This is a genomic window from Acidithiobacillus concretivorus, from assembly GCF_018853445.1.
In the GTDB taxonomy this organism is placed as follows: domain Bacteria; phylum Pseudomonadota; class Gammaproteobacteria; order Acidithiobacillales; family Acidithiobacillaceae; genus Acidithiobacillus; species Acidithiobacillus concretivorus.
Genome location: NZ_JABELD010000007.1, coordinates 1 through 15,761, shown reverse-complemented (window position 1 = coordinate 15,761; position 15,761 = coordinate 1). Strand labels below are relative to the sequence as shown.

General features: G+C 48.9%; 17 protein-coding genes and 1 pseudogene. 11 read left to right on the top strand and 7 right to left on the bottom strand.

Translation table 11 applies throughout. The annotated features are described in order from the left end of the window. Positions 1-646 (top strand): AmmeMemoRadiSam system radical SAM enzyme (gene amrS / locus HJG40_RS01295; protein ID WP_215862521.1); only part of this gene is annotated, 646 nt, incomplete at its 5' end. Between the two features lie 128 nt (positions 647-774). Further along, complete coding sequence (gene atpC, locus HJG40_RS01290; protein WP_215862520.1) at positions 775-1,290, top strand: ATP synthase F1 subunit epsilon; 516 nt, start codon at positions 775-777, stop codon at positions 1,288-1,290. A 123-nt stretch (positions 1,291-1,413) separates the two neighbouring features. Here the strand turns inward: atpC and HJG40_RS01285 are convergent, their stop codons facing one another. Next, positions 1,414-1,971, bottom strand: coding sequence for an MFS transporter (locus HJG40_RS01285; protein ID WP_226856799.1), 558 nt, complete (start codon positions 1,969-1,971; stop codon positions 1,414-1,416). On the opposite strand from HJG40_RS01285, the pseudogene HJG40_RS01280 reads away from it, so the two are divergent. Beyond that, positions 1,859-2,404: pseudogene (locus tag HJG40_RS01280) on the top strand (MFS transporter); the annotation flags it as partial. The gene HJG40_RS01285 and the pseudogene HJG40_RS01280 overlap by 113 nt on opposite strands. Before the next feature lie 14 nt (positions 2,405-2,418). Here the strand turns inward: HJG40_RS01280 and HJG40_RS01275 are convergent. The 4 genes from HJG40_RS01275 to HJG40_RS01260 all read right to left on the bottom strand — a co-directional run bounded on the left by HJG40_RS01275 (position 2,419) and on the right by HJG40_RS01260 (position 4,707). After that, positions 2,419-2,766 carry an MFS transporter gene (locus tag HJG40_RS01275; RefSeq protein WP_226856800.1) on the bottom strand — a complete coding sequence of 116 codons (348 nt, stop codon included), beginning with the start codon at positions 2,764-2,766 and terminating at the stop codon, positions 2,419-2,421. Between the two features lie 107 nt (positions 2,767-2,873). Continuing rightward, positions 2,874-3,353: a hypothetical protein gene (locus HJG40_RS01270; protein WP_215862519.1), complete on the bottom strand. Its 480-nt coding sequence runs from the start codon at positions 3,351-3,353 to the stop codon at positions 2,874-2,876. Positions 3,354-3,520: 167 nt separating this feature from the next. Beyond that, complete coding sequence (locus tag HJG40_RS01265) at positions 3,521-4,192, bottom strand: Crp/Fnr family transcriptional regulator (RefSeq protein WP_226856798.1); 672 nt, start codon at positions 4,190-4,192, stop codon at positions 3,521-3,523. 56 nt (positions 4,193-4,248) lie between these two features. Beyond that, complete coding sequence (locus tag HJG40_RS01260; RefSeq protein WP_215862517.1) at positions 4,249-4,707, bottom strand: SPOR domain-containing protein; 459 nt, start codon at positions 4,705-4,707, stop codon at positions 4,249-4,251. Between the two features lie 449 nt (positions 4,708-5,156). On the opposite strand from HJG40_RS01260, the gene HJG40_RS01255 reads away from it, so the two are divergent. The 7 genes from HJG40_RS01255 (at position 5,157) to HJG40_RS01225 (ending at position 13,299) form a co-directional block, all read left to right on the top strand. After that, positions 5,157-6,605, top strand: coding sequence for a cytochrome ubiquinol oxidase subunit I (locus HJG40_RS01255; RefSeq protein ID WP_215862516.1), 1,449 nt, complete (start codon positions 5,157-5,159; stop codon positions 6,603-6,605). An 11-nt stretch (positions 6,606-6,616) separates the two neighbouring features. After that, positions 6,617-7,696, top strand: a complete 1,080-nt coding sequence (locus tag HJG40_RS01250) for a cytochrome d ubiquinol oxidase subunit II (RefSeq protein ID WP_226856797.1) — start codon at positions 6,617-6,619, stop codon at positions 7,694-7,696. Positions 7,697-7,835: 139 nt separating this feature from the next. Beyond that, complete coding sequence (gene ppk2 / locus HJG40_RS01245) at positions 7,836-8,681, top strand: polyphosphate kinase 2 (RefSeq protein ID WP_215862515.1); 846 nt, start codon at positions 7,836-7,838, stop codon at positions 8,679-8,681. A gap of 52 nt (positions 8,682-8,733) precedes the next feature. Continuing rightward, complete coding sequence (locus tag HJG40_RS01240) at positions 8,734-9,078, top strand: hypothetical protein (protein ID WP_215862514.1); 345 nt, start codon at positions 8,734-8,736, stop codon at positions 9,076-9,078. Positions 9,079-9,204: 126 nt separating this feature from the next. After that, a complete protein-coding gene (locus HJG40_RS01235) occupies positions 9,205-10,125 on the top strand; it encodes a beta/alpha barrel domain-containing protein (RefSeq protein ID WP_215862513.1) in 921 nt (306 codons plus the stop codon). An 82-nt stretch (positions 10,126-10,207) separates the two neighbouring features. Beyond that, on the top strand, positions 10,208-12,739 hold the full coding sequence (glgP, locus tag HJG40_RS01230) for an alpha-glucan family phosphorylase (RefSeq protein ID WP_226856796.1): 2,532 nt from the start codon (positions 10,208-10,210) through the stop codon (positions 12,737-12,739). Between the two features lie 11 nt (positions 12,740-12,750). Further along, positions 12,751-13,299, top strand: coding sequence for an HdeD family acid-resistance protein (locus HJG40_RS01225; protein ID WP_215862511.1), 549 nt, complete (start codon positions 12,751-12,753; stop codon positions 13,297-13,299). Positions 13,300-13,352: 53 nt separating this feature from the next. Here HJG40_RS01225 and HJG40_RS01220 read toward each other — a convergent pair whose 3' ends face one another. Beyond that, positions 13,353-14,150 (bottom strand): glycosyltransferase family 25 protein, encoded by a 798-nt coding sequence (locus HJG40_RS01220; RefSeq protein ID WP_215862510.1) that lies wholly within the window; start codon positions 14,148-14,150, stop codon positions 13,353-13,355. Positions 14,151-14,187: 37 nt separating this feature from the next. Further along, positions 14,188-15,183 carry a sulfotransferase family protein gene (locus HJG40_RS01215; RefSeq protein ID WP_215862509.1) on the bottom strand — a complete coding sequence of 332 codons (996 nt, stop codon included), beginning with the start codon at positions 15,181-15,183 and terminating at the stop codon, positions 14,188-14,190. A gap of 240 nt (positions 15,184-15,423) precedes the next feature. Here HJG40_RS01215 and HJG40_RS01210 point away from each other — a divergent pair, with 240 nt between their 5' ends. Beyond that, complete coding sequence (locus HJG40_RS01210; protein ID WP_226856795.1) at positions 15,424-15,681, top strand: GlsB/YeaQ/YmgE family stress response membrane protein; 258 nt, start codon at positions 15,424-15,426, stop codon at positions 15,679-15,681. Positions 15,682-15,761 lie beyond the last annotated feature (80 nt).

Here is a 15,761-nt window from a genome sequence, read left to right as displayed (position 1 = left end):
CACCGCCGATGCCTGCCACGCCCAAGGGATTCAGACGGTGGCGGTGACGGCGGGCTATGTGCACGCTGAGGCCCGGCGGGATTTCTTTGCCAAGATGGACGCCGCCAATGTCGATCTCAAGGCCTTTACCGATGAATTCTATTACCGGCTGACGGGCGCCCATCTCGCCCCGGTGCTGGAAACTCTGGAATATATCGTCCGGGAGACCTCCACCTGGCTGGAAATCACCACCTTGCTCATTCCCGGCCACAATGATTCCGAGGTCGAAATCCGCGCCGAATGCGCATGGATCATGGGCCACCTCGGCCCCGACGTACCGCTGCATTTTTCCGCTTTTCACCCAGACTACCGCATGCCCGATGTGCCTCCCACCCCCGCTGCCACCCTGGCCCGGGCGCGGCAGATCGCCCTGGAGGCGGGACTCCATTATGTCTACACTGGCAATGTCCATGATGCTGCGGGGGATACCACCTACTGTCCCGGCTGCGGCGCGCCGTTGATCACCCGGGACTGGTACGAGATCCTCAGCTACCATCTCACCCCCGATGGTCATTGCCCCCATTGTCAGCACCCCATCGCCGGACGCTTCGAGAGCCAGGTCGGCCGCTTCGGGCGCCGCCGCATTCCCTTGCGCATGGGCGGCTGATGTCAACTGCAATCTAGGAGGATGGTTGTCAAGAGAGGAAGACGCTGGGGTTGCTGGACCTGATCAAGGTTCTTCTGCTACAAAAACTGACGCATGCTTAAGCTTTTTATTGGGAGCCAGGGAATACCATGATCGCAAAGTCACGTCATTTTCAGCTTCAGATCGTCGATGTGCATGGCGAAATTTATACCGGTCTAGCCACTTTTGTGGTTGTGCCCGGTGAATTGGGTGAACTGGGCATTTTGGCCGGTCATGCGCCGTTAATCAGCATTCTCCGGGCTGGCGAATTACGCATCACCCCCGTTGATGGGCCGCCTGAAATCCTTTTCATTGAAGGCGGAATGGTAGAAGTTCAGCACGAAACGGTTACTGTTCTGGCCAACAACGGACTACGCGTAAGCGATATTGACCCCAAACTCAGCCAAAATCGCATCAGCGCCGCTGAGCGTATTCTGAAAGAGCGTAAGGCTTCAGAAATGGATTTTGTTGCCGCTGAATTGGCTTTGCAAAGTGAAATAGCCAAGCTCAGGGCCTTTCAAAAATATCAGCAGGCAAGCCAGGGAAATGAAAAGCTGGAATACGGCTGGGAACGCCCTCCGCTGGAAGGCATCCCGGAAATTAATGTACAAACACTGGAAGACTGAATCTTGCGTTGGGAAATGACCACTTATCAGATTGAATCGTTAATAATTATATGAAAATTTTACGCAAGAAAAATCCGGCAGATGCATAGGATCACCTGTGCCTATTATCCCATCTCTTTCACATTAGAGGCTATCTTCTATCTGTTCCAGTGTTTTCCCCTTTGTTTCTGGTACAATCCAAAGAGTAAACAAGATCGCCAAAACAGTCATTGCCGCATAAAACATGAAAGTGGGGCCGCGTCCAATGAGTAATAATAAGTCTAGGAATATACCGGAAATTACCATGTTTGAGACCCAATTGGCGACGGTTGCAATACTCATGGCCCTACCCCGGATAGCGAGCGGAAAAATCTCCGAGATCATTAGCCAGAAAATAGGTCCAAGGCCAATAGCAAAAAAAGCAACAAAAATAGCAACCATCCCCACGATGACATAAGTTAGCGGACCGTGAAGCTGTATCAGGAATCCAATACCAATAAAAACAAGACTAGTCAGCATGCCATAGAGACCCAAAAGCAGCATTTTTCGGCGGCCAGCGGTGTCCAGTAACCGCATTGCGACGCCTGTCATGATCACATTGACGGCACCAATACCCACAGTGGCAAGAATAGAACCGGAAGCGGAACCTATTCTCTTCCTTGGCCGGGTTATGGTAGGAGCCGCCATTGGGGTTTCTTCCATGATTACCCCTCTGTACCTATCAGAAATCACAGCGGCGTACTGGCGCGGCGCGATTGTAACCATCAATCAATTTTATATTACGGTTGGTATCTTTGTATCTTATCTGGTTGATTATATGCTCTCTGGAACCCCCGATGGCTGGCGATGGATGCTGGGACTTGGTTCCATTCCCGGACTCATTTTGCTTGGGGGGATGATGGTCCTGCCGGAAAGTCCTCGGTGGTTGGCGGGGCGTAATTTTATAGAAAAGGCGACGGCAGGACTCCGTTTTTTACGGGGACGTCAGGATGTATCCGAGGAACTTGGAGATCTACATAGCGATATTGTTGAGGACAGCCGTCGGGCAGCGCCCTGGTCGTTACTTCTGTCACGTAAAGTTCGTAAGCCTCTGATTATCGGTGTCGGTCTGGCGGTTTTTCAACAAATAACGGGTATAAATGTTGTTATTTATTTTGCACCGACCATTTTCCGGGATGCCGGTTTATCCTCCGTCCCAGCTACTGAAGATAAAATTGCACCTGCTGAGAAAAGAACGGCGGCAACAATCAGTACGGCACGCCGTCCGAAAGCATCTGCAAGTGCTCCGGCAAATGCTGCGCCCACGGCGGCAGCGGCTAATGCGATTGCAACAAACAACCCCTTCATGCTTGCATCAAAGTGAAAAACTTGATTTACAAACAAGAGAACGCCAGCGACGACACCTGTGTCGTAGCCGAAGAGTAATCCACCGAGCCCGGCAACAATTGCAATCAAAATAAATCGCCAGTCTTTCTTGGGCTGATTGGCCTCTGTCATACTCATCCGACGAATATCCTCATGAGAGCTTATTGTAGTTTAAAACATCTTTTTACATGATAATCCGCTGAACGCTGGCAATGCAATTATAAAGCATACAGCAAACCCTATAAAACCCGACGATACTCCGCCGGTAAAGGACTTTCCTGCTGTGCCTGCTTTTCACCATGGGCCACGAACAAATTAATCACTTGTCCGTGGGCCTGGATCAGGGTAACCACATTGGGATCATCGCTACGTTCTTCAATCATTACGCCATCTGGAAGCAGGCTAACTTCCATCTGCACTTTGTCATGTTGAGCAAATAACTCGGCAAAAGCCGGATCCCAAAAGCGCAGGCCAAAATTTTCGTGCAAGCGCTGTTTCATGGCAGGGACATGATCATGCAATAAAGTCACTACCTCTGGATTGTGTGAACGGGTTCGCGAGCGAATCCCATCAGGCAATATTTCCAGATCACGCTGAATATCATCATGCAGCGCCAGAAGACGATGAAAAACATTCTGGTCATGTTGGTGACGGGCAGCCTGGACAGGATCACGACCTGCACCACGCCTGCCAATATTCATATTTTGTTGAGAAAGCATATAGATACTCCTTAAGTTAAGTCTGTACGCCGCCCAGACGGTTCGCCGGGACAGCGACATCAATGGTTTTTGATATCTGGTGCATACAACATCACCAGAACTTACTTAATGGAGAGTATCCTGCAGCCACCGCAGAGCGGCATTGAGAAAAATCAATTTTGACTGATTTAGTCGGATTTGTGCTCATCAGGCATGCCGGCAATATGCGCAACATTTTGTGGTTTCAGGATTTCCAGTTGACCACCCTGCTCCTGAATCAATGCCTGGCGCTTGAAATCTGCCATAATCCGACTGACATGCTCGGTAGAAAGACCCAGAAAGGCGGCAATATCTGTTCGCGTCAAGGGGAAAGGCAAACTGCGCAACTGCGGATAGCGCTGCGCCCACTGCAACAAAAAAGTCGCCAGCCGAGCCTCGGCCCGTTTGGCACCCAACTCAATAATCCTTTCTTCACTTTTTTGCAGGGCATCCTGCCAACGCTGCAAAATGGCCGCCCGGACTTTGGGCAGACGTTCCGATAAGCGCTGGAGTTCTGCCAGATCCAGACGACAGAGCTGACTCGGAGCAAGAACAATAGCACTATGGCGATGATGTTCTCCCTGCATGCCTTCGAATCCCAGCAGATCTCCGTGATGGAGCAAACGAACAATCACTTCCTGACCACTTTCCAGAGAACTTACCAGCTTTACCGCGCCGTTTCGCAAGGTATAGGCATAGCGGGCAGGTTCCCCCATCCGATAAAGAAAGTCTCCATGCTGACCCTCTATATCCTGCACTTCCATACCCAGACTGCAGAGTTCTTCAGTATTCAGCCCGGCAAATATACTTTGATCGCGCATGCGGCATTGCAGGCAATCAGAGCGTTTAATGATAATTTCGCTATTCATGAACCCATTTATTCAGGAGCCCAATACTGCGGATAGGCACCCTTCTGCCCGGATTTTTTGCCAATTCCCGTGGCCACTGATCCCGCCTCGCTTTTGCTGGATTGTGGCCCCACCAGCACACGAAACAGGTGGTTGACAGAAAGCGTCCCCACGCAAGCTTTGACACCCACTTTATTCATTTCCTGCAGCAATTGTTCAGCCATACTGACTTTTCCAAAAGCACCCAGTTGCACATACCACCCCGCTTGTTGGCAAGGATGAGAAATTTTTACCGGTTTTACTGCTGCGGGAACATCTGCCGCAACTTTGGCAGGACTTGGCGTTGAAGGTGCAGGTATCTGTGAAGAAAAAACGGACCGGGTCGCCGAAGTGATCAACAGCGATTTTGCTGTGGAAACGGTAGAGCCAGTTGTGGCAACCGTTTTTGGCAAGGTCAGAAACACACTGCTAGCACCTGGGGTGCTCATTTTGGCTTTCTCCGGTACAGAAACAGACCATGCTTTCCATATAAAAGATAGAGCCAGCAAAATGATCAGAAAAAAGACAATCAAAAGCAGCACACCCAGGCGGTTGTGTCTGCTTTGCAATACCTGGGTTGGTCTGGAGTCAGTATTGGTATTTTTCATGCGTTTTTTTGGCGGTTCACCCGCGCTCCGAAGATCTTCAAGGTATGCCCATACTACAATTTTGATCCGCACAAGCCTAGCTTGAAGATTTTGGTTCATATCAACCGTTACGGTTGATATGAACCGGTACATCATGGGTTAAATAAACCAAAAAAAGTGAATGAATCATCTAATAATAATATAACATCATGTTTTTATATGACTCTAATCCGAGTAATTCAGTCAGGAACAAAAGATGCTTTTATCCCCGGCAGCAATACCTAAAAACAACCGTTCACGAGGATTCAATCATGATTATTGAAGACACTTTACCCGTGCTTCTCAGTCGCCTCGATTTTGCCTGGATTACCTCGCTCCATATTTTGTGGACTCCGGTGACCATTGGCATGTCCTGGCTACTATTTTTTTTGGAAATCGCCTGGCTGAAGACCGGTAATGAGCACTGGTATCGCCTGCAGCGCTTTTTTGAAAAGCTGTTTATTGTCAATTTCGGCGCCGGTGTAGCCACGGGCGTAACCATGGAAATGGCCTTCGGCATTCTCTATGGTCCTTTTTCCCAGGCCGTTGGTCCTTTTTTTGGAAACATCCTCGGCTTTGAAACCATCACCGCTTTCATGTATGAGGCCGGCTTTATCGGATTGATGATTTTTGGCTGGGGAAAAATCGGTAAGGGCATGCATGCTTTTTCGACATTCAACGTCGCCCTCTCGTCCAGCCTTTCGGCCATGTGGATTCTGGTGGCCAACGGCTGGATGCAGTCGCCGACCGGGGTTGTTCTGAAAAATGGGCTATTTCAGGTCACCAACTGGTGGCAAGCCATTTTTAACCCGAACTTTAACATTGGCTTCCCGCATATGTGGATTGCTACCGTCGAATTAGCCCTGTTTTTCTTTGCAGCGGTCAGCGCCTGGTTTATTTTGAAAAATCGCCAGGCCAATTTGTTCACCAAACTCCTGAAGCCGACTTTGCTGGCACTGATCATTGTCACCCCGCTGCAGATTTTTATTGGTGACGAACTGGGGCAGGAAGTGGCGCGCGACCAGCCCACCTCGCTTGCCGCCATGGAAGGCCATTTTCACACCTATCTGCCCGATGGCAAACCCAATACCAGCTGGAATCTGATTGCCATTCCTGATGTGTCTGCCGGAAAGAATCTGTTCTCCATCCAGATTCCCCATGTGCTCAGTTTGCTCGAAACCCATACCTGGGACGGAGTAGTCACCGGCATGGATCAATTTGCCCCGAATGATCGACCCAATGTCTGGGTCCCTTTTTATGCATTCCGGGTGATGGTCGCCATCGGCTTCTTCCTGTTTTTCATGGCACTCTGGGGTAACTGGTTGCGCCTGCGTGGGAAATTGACGGCGGAACATCTGCGTAAAAACCCGCTGTTCCTGCGCCTTCTGGTATTCAGCGGCTTTTTACCCTATCTGGCCGTCTGGGCTGGCTGGTGGACGCGTGAAATCGGCCGTCAGCCTTGGGTTGTTTATAACCTGATGCGGACCTGGCAGGGTGTCAGCCACATGGGGGTGACTGCTGAATCCTTCTGGCTGATTGGCTACATCATTTTTGAACTGATGGTTTGGGGTGGTGCCTGGTACTTCTTTACCCGGGTTATCCAAAAAGGACCCGATATGACCAGCCCGGTCATCGGTTCTCCGGATCATGATGCACATCCATCCGGTGGCGGAATTGCCAAGCCGACTTTCGCCAAACCGACGATGAACAAGCTGGACTGAGGATCGATATCATGCATGAAATATTTCGTATACATAGCACCTTAAGTACATTCTGGTGGATTTTGTTAGGGGTTTTCTTCGTCATCTATATTGTTCTTGATGGTGCGGATCTGGGAGCTGGTGTATTTTCCCTGCTCCTCAACAACGAGAATGATCGGGCGGCCGTCATGTCTTCCATGGCAGGCACCTGGGATGCCAACGAAACCTGGCTGGTGGTGGCCGGTGGCGTCATTTTCGGGGCCTTTCCCCTGGTTTATGGGTCCACATTCAACTACCTGATGATCCCGCTGATGTTTGCACTCTGGGGCATCATTTCCCGGGCGGTAGCCTTTGAATTTCATGTCCACGCCAAAAGCAGCCGCAAATTCTGGGGCTTTATGTTTGGCCTTGGTAGTCTGGTCGCCGCCCTTTTTGCAGGAATTGCGCTGGGAGCTACTTTGCTGGGCTTTCAGATGGATACCGGCAATGCCCAAGGCATTCAGATGGCCAATGACCCTTTTGCCAATACCGTTCCCCACTTTTCCGGTAATGCACTGAGCTTTCTTTCCGCATTTAGCATCTGGACCGGCATTGGGGCCTTGATCGCTGGCGGTCTGGCAGGCACCCTGTATCTTTGTGCCCGTTTTGAGCAGGATGATCCTATTTATCTCAAGGCGCATAAGTCTGCGACCCTGTTTTCCTTCCTGGCGCTGGCGGCTGTGGTCATCACCCTGATCTGGTCCTACGCGATTATGCCCGATGCCGCCAAATGGACCGGAAATGCCTGGTTCGGCTGGTTAATTCTGTTGATTGCCATTCTGGTTGCTGCCTACAAAATGATGACCAATCACGCTGCACATCGTGATTTTGCCGCACTGCTCTGGTGTGGGGCGGTGGTCTTGTTTATGTGGGGAGGCATGTGGGCAACCAATTTTCCCTACATCATTCCGCAGACCTGGACTATCAGTCAGGGTGGTAATCCGGCGAATGATCTGGCCATTCTCACCCTGTTCATGACTGGATTTGTGCCTGTGATGATTACCTACAACGTCTATCAAATCTGGGTATTCCGCAAGCGCATTACCCATCTGGCAGGTTATGAAAGTCATTAATCCATTTCCCTGGTGATGTTCTGTTTGGGGCCGCATGGCCCCTTTTTTTAAGCTTCACATAATCGTATGGAAATGTTCTATAATGACCAGATATGATCTAAAGTTATCTTGGTAGCACAAACCATGCAGGAGCCCTGAAATGTCCAAGCACAAAAAAAATAGTACTACGCAGTCACTTCAACACGACGCACAGGAAGCACATGACGCACCCGAAAAAAATCATCCTGATGAAAAGGCTCATTACAAGGCAGAACTGCGTGCGCTCCAGATTGAACTGGTCAAATTACAAAGAGATATTATTCGCAAAAATGAAAAAATACTGGTCCTACTCGAAGGGCGAGACTCAGCCGGTAAGGATGGTTCCATCAAACGCATCATCGAGCACCTCAGTCCTCGCGAAACCCGGGTGGTTGCATTAAGCAAGCCTTCGGACAAGGAAGAAAGTCAGTGGTATTTTCAACGCTACATTGAACATCTGCCTTCAGCCGCAGAAATGGTCTTTTTCAATCGCAGTTGGTACAACCGTGCGGGCGTTGAAAAAGTCATGGGATTCTGTACCGACCAGCAATACGAAGAGTTTTTCGCTGAAGTTACTAATTTTGAAGGTATGCTGGTACGGTCCGGCATTCATCTGTTCAAATTCTATCTGGATATTTCCCGCGACGAACAGAAAAAACGCCTTGAGTCTCGCAAGGATGATCCACTCAAGCAATGGAAAACCAGTCCCATTGACGAAAAGGCTTTGAAACATTGGAAGGATTATAGCGAAGCGCGCAATATCATGTTTGCCCGCAGTCATTCTCCTTTCGCCCCCTGGATTATTGTTAATGCCAATGATAAAAAAGTAGCCCGGTTGCAACTCATTAAGGGGATACTCAGTCGTTTGTCCTACACCGGTAAGGACGAAATGCAGGTTCTTCCTGATCAATCCATTGTTTTTGAATATGAAGCACTTTATCTGGACAATGCCATGATTCAGGAATAACGATTCATCCATCTCCATTACTTTTCCGAATTCATTTTGACCCGGAGGAAATATGTCCATCATTGATTTACAGTCAGCCCTGTCTCGCGCCCTCTCTCTCAAAAACCAGGACTCCCTGGATGCAGCAACTATTGCGGCAGCAGAACAACTCAGCAAAAAAGAAGGATTATCTCTGGATGCTGCCGTGGGCGTTCTGGGCAACAATCAACTTGTCGAACTGATTGGCTTCTTGAATGACAGCATGAATTGTGAACAGCTTTCTGCCCTTTGTGATCCGGAAACCTACGATGCGGAGCAGGCTCGAGAATGGGAAGTCACCAAGGATCAATACCTGCTCGCCCATGAAATTGCTGTCCTGAGCCATCGTGTAGCCAAGCAGAGAGATACAGCCGAGTAAAATTCTTGGGCCAGAGTACATAATTAAAACAACGAGATGGGCCAAAACACTCACAGTTCTTGTCCATCTCCTATAATCAAGTCAACAACATTTCCCCTTTTATCCATGAAAAAGGAGTTGATCGGTATGTCTCCATTCAAGCATCCCCCCTTGGGTATTCCCGTAGATAGCGCTAAACGCTGGACAGAAAACTACCAACTCGCCACGCAGGAAAGCGGGCGTCTTTTTTTAATGGCGGGCGACCAAAAAGTCGAGCACCTGAATGATGATTTTGTCGGAGGACACGTTGCTGCGGACGATGCTGATCCTGAGCATCTTTTTCGGATTGCCAGTGCGGCACCGGTAGGTTGCTTCGCTGCTCAGATGGGGCTGATCAGTCACTATGGAATGGATTATCCGGAAGTGCCCTATCTGCTTAAACTCAACAGCAAAACCCACCTGGTGAAAACCGCCCAGCGTGATCCTGCCAGTTTGCAGTGGCAGAGCATGGCCCAGGTGCATGATTTTGTCCGGCACTCTGGCCTGAAAATTGTTGGCGTCGGTTATACCATCTATCCCGGTTCACTGTATGAGCCCGAGATGTTGTCCGAAGCCGCGCGCATTATTCAAGATGCCCATGCCATGGGTCTTTTGGCGGTTATCTGGGCTTATCCTCGGGGACAGGCTGTAGGCAACAAGGAACAGGATCCGCACATGATTGCCGGGGCCAGCGGTCTGGTTGCTTGTCTCGGCGCGGATTTTGCGAAGGTGAACCCTCCCCTGGATGCACAGGGCAACATGGATGCGCGCCTGCTGGGTGAGGCCGTTGCGGCAGCGGGACGTACCCAGGTCATTTGCGCGGGAGGCTCAGAAACCGACTCGGAAACCTTCTTAGAGCGTCTACATGCACAAATACATATTGGTGGAACACAAGGCTGTGCCACCGGCCGGAATGTCCATCAACGCAGTCAACCGGATGCCACTCGCTTTTGTCAGGCAATCCATGCCCTGGTAGTGAAAAATCAGAGTGTTGAAGAAGCCGTTAAATTTTTGGGAGATAACCATTGACCAGTTTTTTGCGGAATATCAACAATCTTTTCAGATCGCCAAGACATAACACGATAAGCGAAAGCCCTGACCTAGCGGAGAAATGTTTGTGACTATTGCACCCTGCTACCTGCTCCCGCAGATGCCCGAATCTCTTAGCGGCCTGGCTGATCTGGCTCTGGATTTACGCTGGTCGTGGAGTCATGCTGCCGACTCCCTCTGGGCCGAAATAGCGCCAGAGCTTTGGGAGCAAACGCGCAATCCCTGGTTAATTTTACAAAATATCAGTAGCCAAACCTTACAAGAATTGGCGCAAAATACCGCATTTATTGAAAAGCTCAAGGCATTTACTGCGCTGCATCAGGAACAATTAGGCCAAAGCAGTTGGTTTGAACAAAATCATTCCCTGGCCTCTTTCCAACAGGTTGCCTATTTCAGCATGGAATTCGGACTCTCCGAAGCGCTGCCCATATACTCTGGAGGGCTGGGAATCCTGGCGGGCGATTGCCTGAAAACGGCCAGTGACCTGGGCATTCCGTTGCTGGGTATTGGTCTGCTTTGGCAGCAGGGCTATTTTCGCCAAACGCTGGATGAAAACAGTAGGCAACAGGAATTTTATCCCTACAACGATCCAACCCAGATGCCTGTCACTCCGGTGCGTGACAGCGAAGGTGAATGGTTACGTCTGCAACTCCCCTTCCCTGGCCGAACCGTCATATTACGCGCCTGGCAAGCCCAGGTGGGCCGAGTGACTTTATATTTGCTGGATAGTAACGATCCCCTGAATACCCCGGCGGATCGAGGTATTACCGCAGAGTTATATGGAGGCGGCCCGGAAACCCGTCTGCAGCAGGAAATCTGTCTTGGCATCGGCGGCTGGTTATTATTGCGCCGTCTGGGTGTTCAACCCGAAATTTGTCATCTAAATGAAGGGCACGCCGCATTTGCCATTCTGGCCCGCGCTTACAGCCATATGCGCGATCATGGTTCAGCGTTTGAATGTGCGCTCAATGCTACTCGGGCAGGGAATATTTTTACCACGCATACTCCCGTATCTGCAGGATTTGACCGTTTCCCGGCAGAATTAATGACGCGTTACATTGCGGGAGCACCAGAAGCTTTTGGTGTCGATGTGGAAAGCATCCTGGCACTAGGACGGGAAAACCCGGATGATTCGCAAGAACCATTCAATATGGCCTGGCTGGCGATTCACGGCAGCATTATCGTCAACGCCGTCAGCCGCCTGCATGGCGAAGTCAGTAGACGTCTGTTTCAGCCGCTCTTCCCACGCTGGCCCGCTGACGAGGTCCCGGTAACCCATGTCACCAATGGCGTGCACATGCCCTCGTGGGATTCTGCTGAAGCTGATGCCTTGTGGACATCCAGTTGCGGTAAGCAACGTTGGCTGGGCGACTTGCAAAACCTTGAGGCAGAATTCCGCAAAACCCCCGACAGCTTAATCTGGGAATTACGCAGCAAAGGCCGTCAGCAGGTCATTCATTTCGCGCGGCAACGGCTTCAGCAACAACTGGCGCAGGCGCACGCACCGTTGGAAGAACAAGCGCGTGCAGCGTTGGCATTGGACCCTAATGCCTTGACGATTGGGTTCGCACGTCGCTTTACTGCCTATAAACGTCCCAATCTACTCTTGAGCAATCCCGACAGACTGCGGCAAATACTGACCAATCCACGCCATCCGGTACAACTGCTCATTGCCGGCAAGGCTCATCCCCGGGACGCGGTGGGCAAAAACATGATTCAGCAATGGGCTTTGTTTATTCATCAACATCCAGACATGGCCAATCACATTGTCTTTATTGCCGATTACGACATGCTGGTGGCCGAGCACCTGGTTCAGGGCGTCGACTTGTGGATTAATACGCCGCGTCGTCCTTGGGAAGCCAGTGGGACCAGTGGCATGAAAGTGTTGGTTAATGGCGGACTCAATTTGTCCGAGCTGGATGGCTGGTGGGCTGAAGCCTATTGTCCGGAAACCGGCTGGGCTATCGGTGACCGCGCCGAACATGATGATGATCCGCAATGGGATATCCAGGAAGCAGAAGCTCTTTATCGGCTGCTGGAAAATGAGATTGTACCTCTTTTTTACCAGGGTCGTGATGCCAGCGGTTGCCCACAAGCCTGGATACAGAAAATTCGCGAAAGCATGAGTCAGCTTACCCCGTTATTTAGTAGTAACCGAATGCTCCGTGATTACGTGACCACGTTGTATGAGCCCGCTGGACGCCTCCTCGCGGCTCGTAGTGAAAAAAGCCAAATTGAAGAAATTTGTACCTGGCAAAAAAACATTCGTCAGCATTGGCCCCTTCTGCATTTTGGCGATCTCCATGCCCATACGGAAAATAATCGACATTATTTTGAAGTGCATGTTTATCTGGACGATCTGGATGCAGAATCAATCAGCGTGGAACTATTTGCCAACAGTAGTGACCAATATCCTTTAGAAGTGGTTCCGATGCAGCGTGGTGAAGCACTGAGTGGAGCAGTCAACAGTTACAATTACACGTTGGACATCCCTGCTGATCGTGACTTGGCAGACTACACCCCGCGCATCATTCCGTGCCATGAAAATTGCCTGGTGCCCATGGAGAGTGCGGAAATACTCTGGTACCGTTAAAAGGAACAAAATTGAATCCCAATATCCCTGATCTGCAAAACATTATAGAAACCGAAAAGAAAATGTTCGGCAAGTATTTGCTACCTGTATCTATCTTGTTAATTATCATAGGAATATTTGGACTATTAAGTCCAATTATTCTTTCTGCAGTCACCGATGGCATTATTGCAGCCATGCTGATTATTGCCGGATTCACCTGGATTGCACACAGTATCCAGATGCATCAGCACCAACTGGCAGACTGGCTGAAGCCCTTACTGCTTTTTATCACGGGTGGCATCATGATTGCCTTACCAAAAGCAGGAATTGCGGCCATTGGTTTAATGTTCATTCTGTATTTCATCATTGATGCTTACCGAAATTTTACGCAAATGAAAATCTATCCGGGACATGGTCGGGGCTGGTCCATTTTTAGTGGCATTATAGATATTTTCATTGCCCTTCTCTTCGTGGTCACCTGGCCTCGGGGTTCATTGATCCTGGTCGGTATATTTGTGGGCGTCAACCTGATATTTGATGGGATCATTCTGCTGATGTTACGCAATATAAAACCCGGATAGACAATTTACTGCACAAATTCTTTAGGCAGCCAGTAATCTTTTTTTATATTTATTCATTTACGGAACGTCCATGAACCGTGGAGTGGATTACGGAAAGTCTGTGCCCACAGGTAACTCCTAGCGCAGAGACTTTCCCAGCCATTCCTGACATCTCTTTGCAGACGTCGCCAGAATGGCCGCGATGACCGATGCTCCGCAGACCAACCACGCTCTTGAATAATGGATGGCAGCTTCACATCAATAGAAACCAGAGCAGGTTCAAGAACCAACATGCGCAATCCATGCAACCAGTATTGATCCATCATCTTATCTACTGCGTCACGCATTTTTTCAGTATGTTTCAGTAGAACTTTGGCGGCTTCTGGTCGTATCAGATAGGCAGCTGTTCCCTGTGGCTGTCGAACGTAACGCATCAGCCGAAATTCATCATTCACGCGCAGATAAAGCTTACCGCGCCGATCCCAACGTTCACTCATCAGACGCAAAATATCCCACTCTCCAGCAGTATCCATGGCGAGCGCAATTTTTCCAACAAAGTTAGGCCCTAGCACTACATCATCCTCAAGAATACACCAAGCCACATCATCTGATTGTGCGCATTGTTGCCACAATGAACGATGACTCATAAAACACCCAACTTCGCCAGGGGTCATTTCATATCCGAAATATTTTTTTCGGTACGCTTGATCATAAGAATTAGGGTAATCAGCAATGTGTCTAGGCGCACAAGCTTCAAACAAATTTAAATATACTTGCAAACGTCTGGCTTCTGCTGAAATATGATGATGGCGTTCAGAGTGACTCGTCATGGAAATCACATGAATAGGAGGAATATTTTTCTTCAAAGACATGATCCTTTCGCCCGTGTTGATATTCGCACCCTTATTCCTAGCCATAAATCAACCTCTTCAGGAAACTTCCTCGCCGTTTCCAATGGTAATCGCTTTCTGCGTCGAACTCTTCAAGAATATTTTGGTAACGTTGATATTCTTCATAACATGACGCTAATAATACCCACTGAACGACATCTTCATTTTGTTTCATGGCGGTTAGAATATGATATGTTTTATCAAGTAATGGTAGCACATTTTTGGCATATTCTTCATCATGAAGCGAAACGGAATGATGTCTTAGGGATTGACTTAAAAACCGTTCAATATAATTTTTGAGTTTATTCTCATCTATGGAAAGCGCCAGATGTAAAGCAATTTTTTCCAGAATAAGTGCTGGTTGTTCCAACAAATCATCATATGAAATAAAAACATGAGGATGATTTTTTATAAGCGGTAAAAAAGGTAAGGTATATGCCGCCCACATCAATTGGCCTCTCGTAAGGGAAATACCATTGCGCTTTTGCAGTGATAGCGCCACCGTATAAGGGTGTCGCAAGGCGACGACAAACTGAAGATTAACACCTGACAGTTCTGCAGCATGCAGCCAGAAAGGCAACACTCTTAAAGTTCTAGGGTCTTTGAATCCCCACATGGCGTATTGATCCGCGCGATTGATCAATAACTTCCCCGCCTGATCATGGAGATCTGTCAGCGCATCACCTAAAAAAAGAGCTTCCGGCACAATCCGGGTATCATTCCAGGCAATATTTAAGCGCTCAAGAACCTCCTTGTTGATTCGCAAGACCTCGGCATCTTCCCAGTAGCCTCTCGGATTATCTTCCCCGGGCGCAATCAAAGCATCTCCCATATTGAGCCCCAAACACTCCAGACCTTTGGCAATGGCACTTGTACCACTTCTATGCATGCCGATGACCGTTACGATACTTCTTTGAATTTGTTGGCCTCTGGGAGCGTGCTCCAAAAACTCATCAATCACTATATAACCTCTTACATGCTGTAATGTTGCGCTCAAAAAGCTCCAAATACCCATGGTTCACCTGAACCCAGGCTAAAGACCTAGTTTTCAGCGCTCAGTGTAAGGTCTCAAGGCCACTCCAGATAAGACATAGCTGCAATAAAAATTGTTAAGAAATATGAACATCCCTTTTTTTGAATAAACGAAGTTCGTCTTATGAAAATATAAAAGTATTCGTATATGTTTATAATGACCTGAAAAGGTGTTATGTGTTATTTTCCAAAAAGCACTATTACAAATAAAGAGGATTGAATCATGTTAATGAGCCTTATTGTTTTTCTCATCGTCGGCGGAATCGCTGGCTGGCTGGCCGGATTACTCATTAAAGGCCGTGGTTTTGGCATCATCGGAGACATCATTGTCGGCATCATCGGCGCTTTCATCGGTGGCTTTCTTCTGACGGCAATTGGCTTGGCTGGTCTTTTTGGCGCGGGTATTATCGGTGCCATTATTGTTGCCTTTATTGGTGCCATTATTCTTTTGTTTATTATCAAACTCGTCAAAAAAATCTAAAAAAATCATTATGAACGTCATGCTAATTCTGGCTGGTCTGGTTATTTTGGGCGCGGCCAGTCAGTGGCTGGCATGGCGGG

Excerpts from the sequence above, each read along its gene's own strand:
- atpC (WP_215862520.1), top strand. The coding sequence starts at position 775 with ATGATCGCAAAGTCACGTCATTTTCAGCTTCAGATCGTCGATGTGCAT.
- HJG40_RS01285 (WP_226856799.1), bottom strand. The coding sequence starts at position 1,971 with ATGGAAGAAACCCCAATGGCGGCTCCTACCATAACCCGGCCAAGGAAG.
- HJG40_RS01275 (WP_226856800.1), bottom strand. The coding sequence starts at position 2,766 with ATGACAGAGGCCAATCAGCCCAAGAAAGACTGGCGATTTATTTTGATT.
- HJG40_RS01270 (WP_215862519.1), bottom strand. The coding sequence starts at position 3,353 with ATGCTTTCTCAACAAAATATGAATATTGGCAGGCGTGGTGCAGGTCGT.
- HJG40_RS01265 (WP_226856798.1), bottom strand. The coding sequence starts at position 4,192 with ATGCGCGATCAAAGTATATTTGCCGGGCTGAATACTGAAGAACTCTGC.
- HJG40_RS01260 (WP_215862517.1), bottom strand. The coding sequence starts at position 4,707 with ATGAGCACCCCAGGTGCTAGCAGTGTGTTTCTGACCTTGCCAAAAACG.
- HJG40_RS01255 (WP_215862516.1), top strand. The coding sequence starts at position 5,157 with ATGATTATTGAAGACACTTTACCCGTGCTTCTCAGTCGCCTCGATTTT.
- HJG40_RS01250 (WP_226856797.1), top strand. The coding sequence starts at position 6,617 with ATGCATGAAATATTTCGTATACATAGCACCTTAAGTACATTCTGGTGG.
- ppk2 (WP_215862515.1), top strand. The coding sequence starts at position 7,836 with ATGTCCAAGCACAAAAAAAATAGTACTACGCAGTCACTTCAACACGAC.
- HJG40_RS01240 (WP_215862514.1), top strand. The coding sequence starts at position 8,734 with ATGTCCATCATTGATTTACAGTCAGCCCTGTCTCGCGCCCTCTCTCTC.
- HJG40_RS01235 (WP_215862513.1), top strand. The coding sequence starts at position 9,205 with ATGTCTCCATTCAAGCATCCCCCCTTGGGTATTCCCGTAGATAGCGCT.
- glgP (WP_226856796.1), top strand. The coding sequence starts at position 10,208 with ATGTTTGTGACTATTGCACCCTGCTACCTGCTCCCGCAGATGCCCGAA.
- HJG40_RS01220 (WP_215862510.1), bottom strand. The coding sequence starts at position 14,150 with ATGTCTTTGAAGAAAAATATTCCTCCTATTCATGTGATTTCCATGACG.
- HJG40_RS01215 (WP_215862509.1), bottom strand. The coding sequence starts at position 15,183 with ATGGGTATTTGGAGCTTTTTGAGCGCAACATTACAGCATGTAAGAGGT.
- HJG40_RS01210 (WP_226856795.1), top strand. The coding sequence starts at position 15,424 with ATGTTAATGAGCCTTATTGTTTTTCTCATCGTCGGCGGAATCGCTGGC.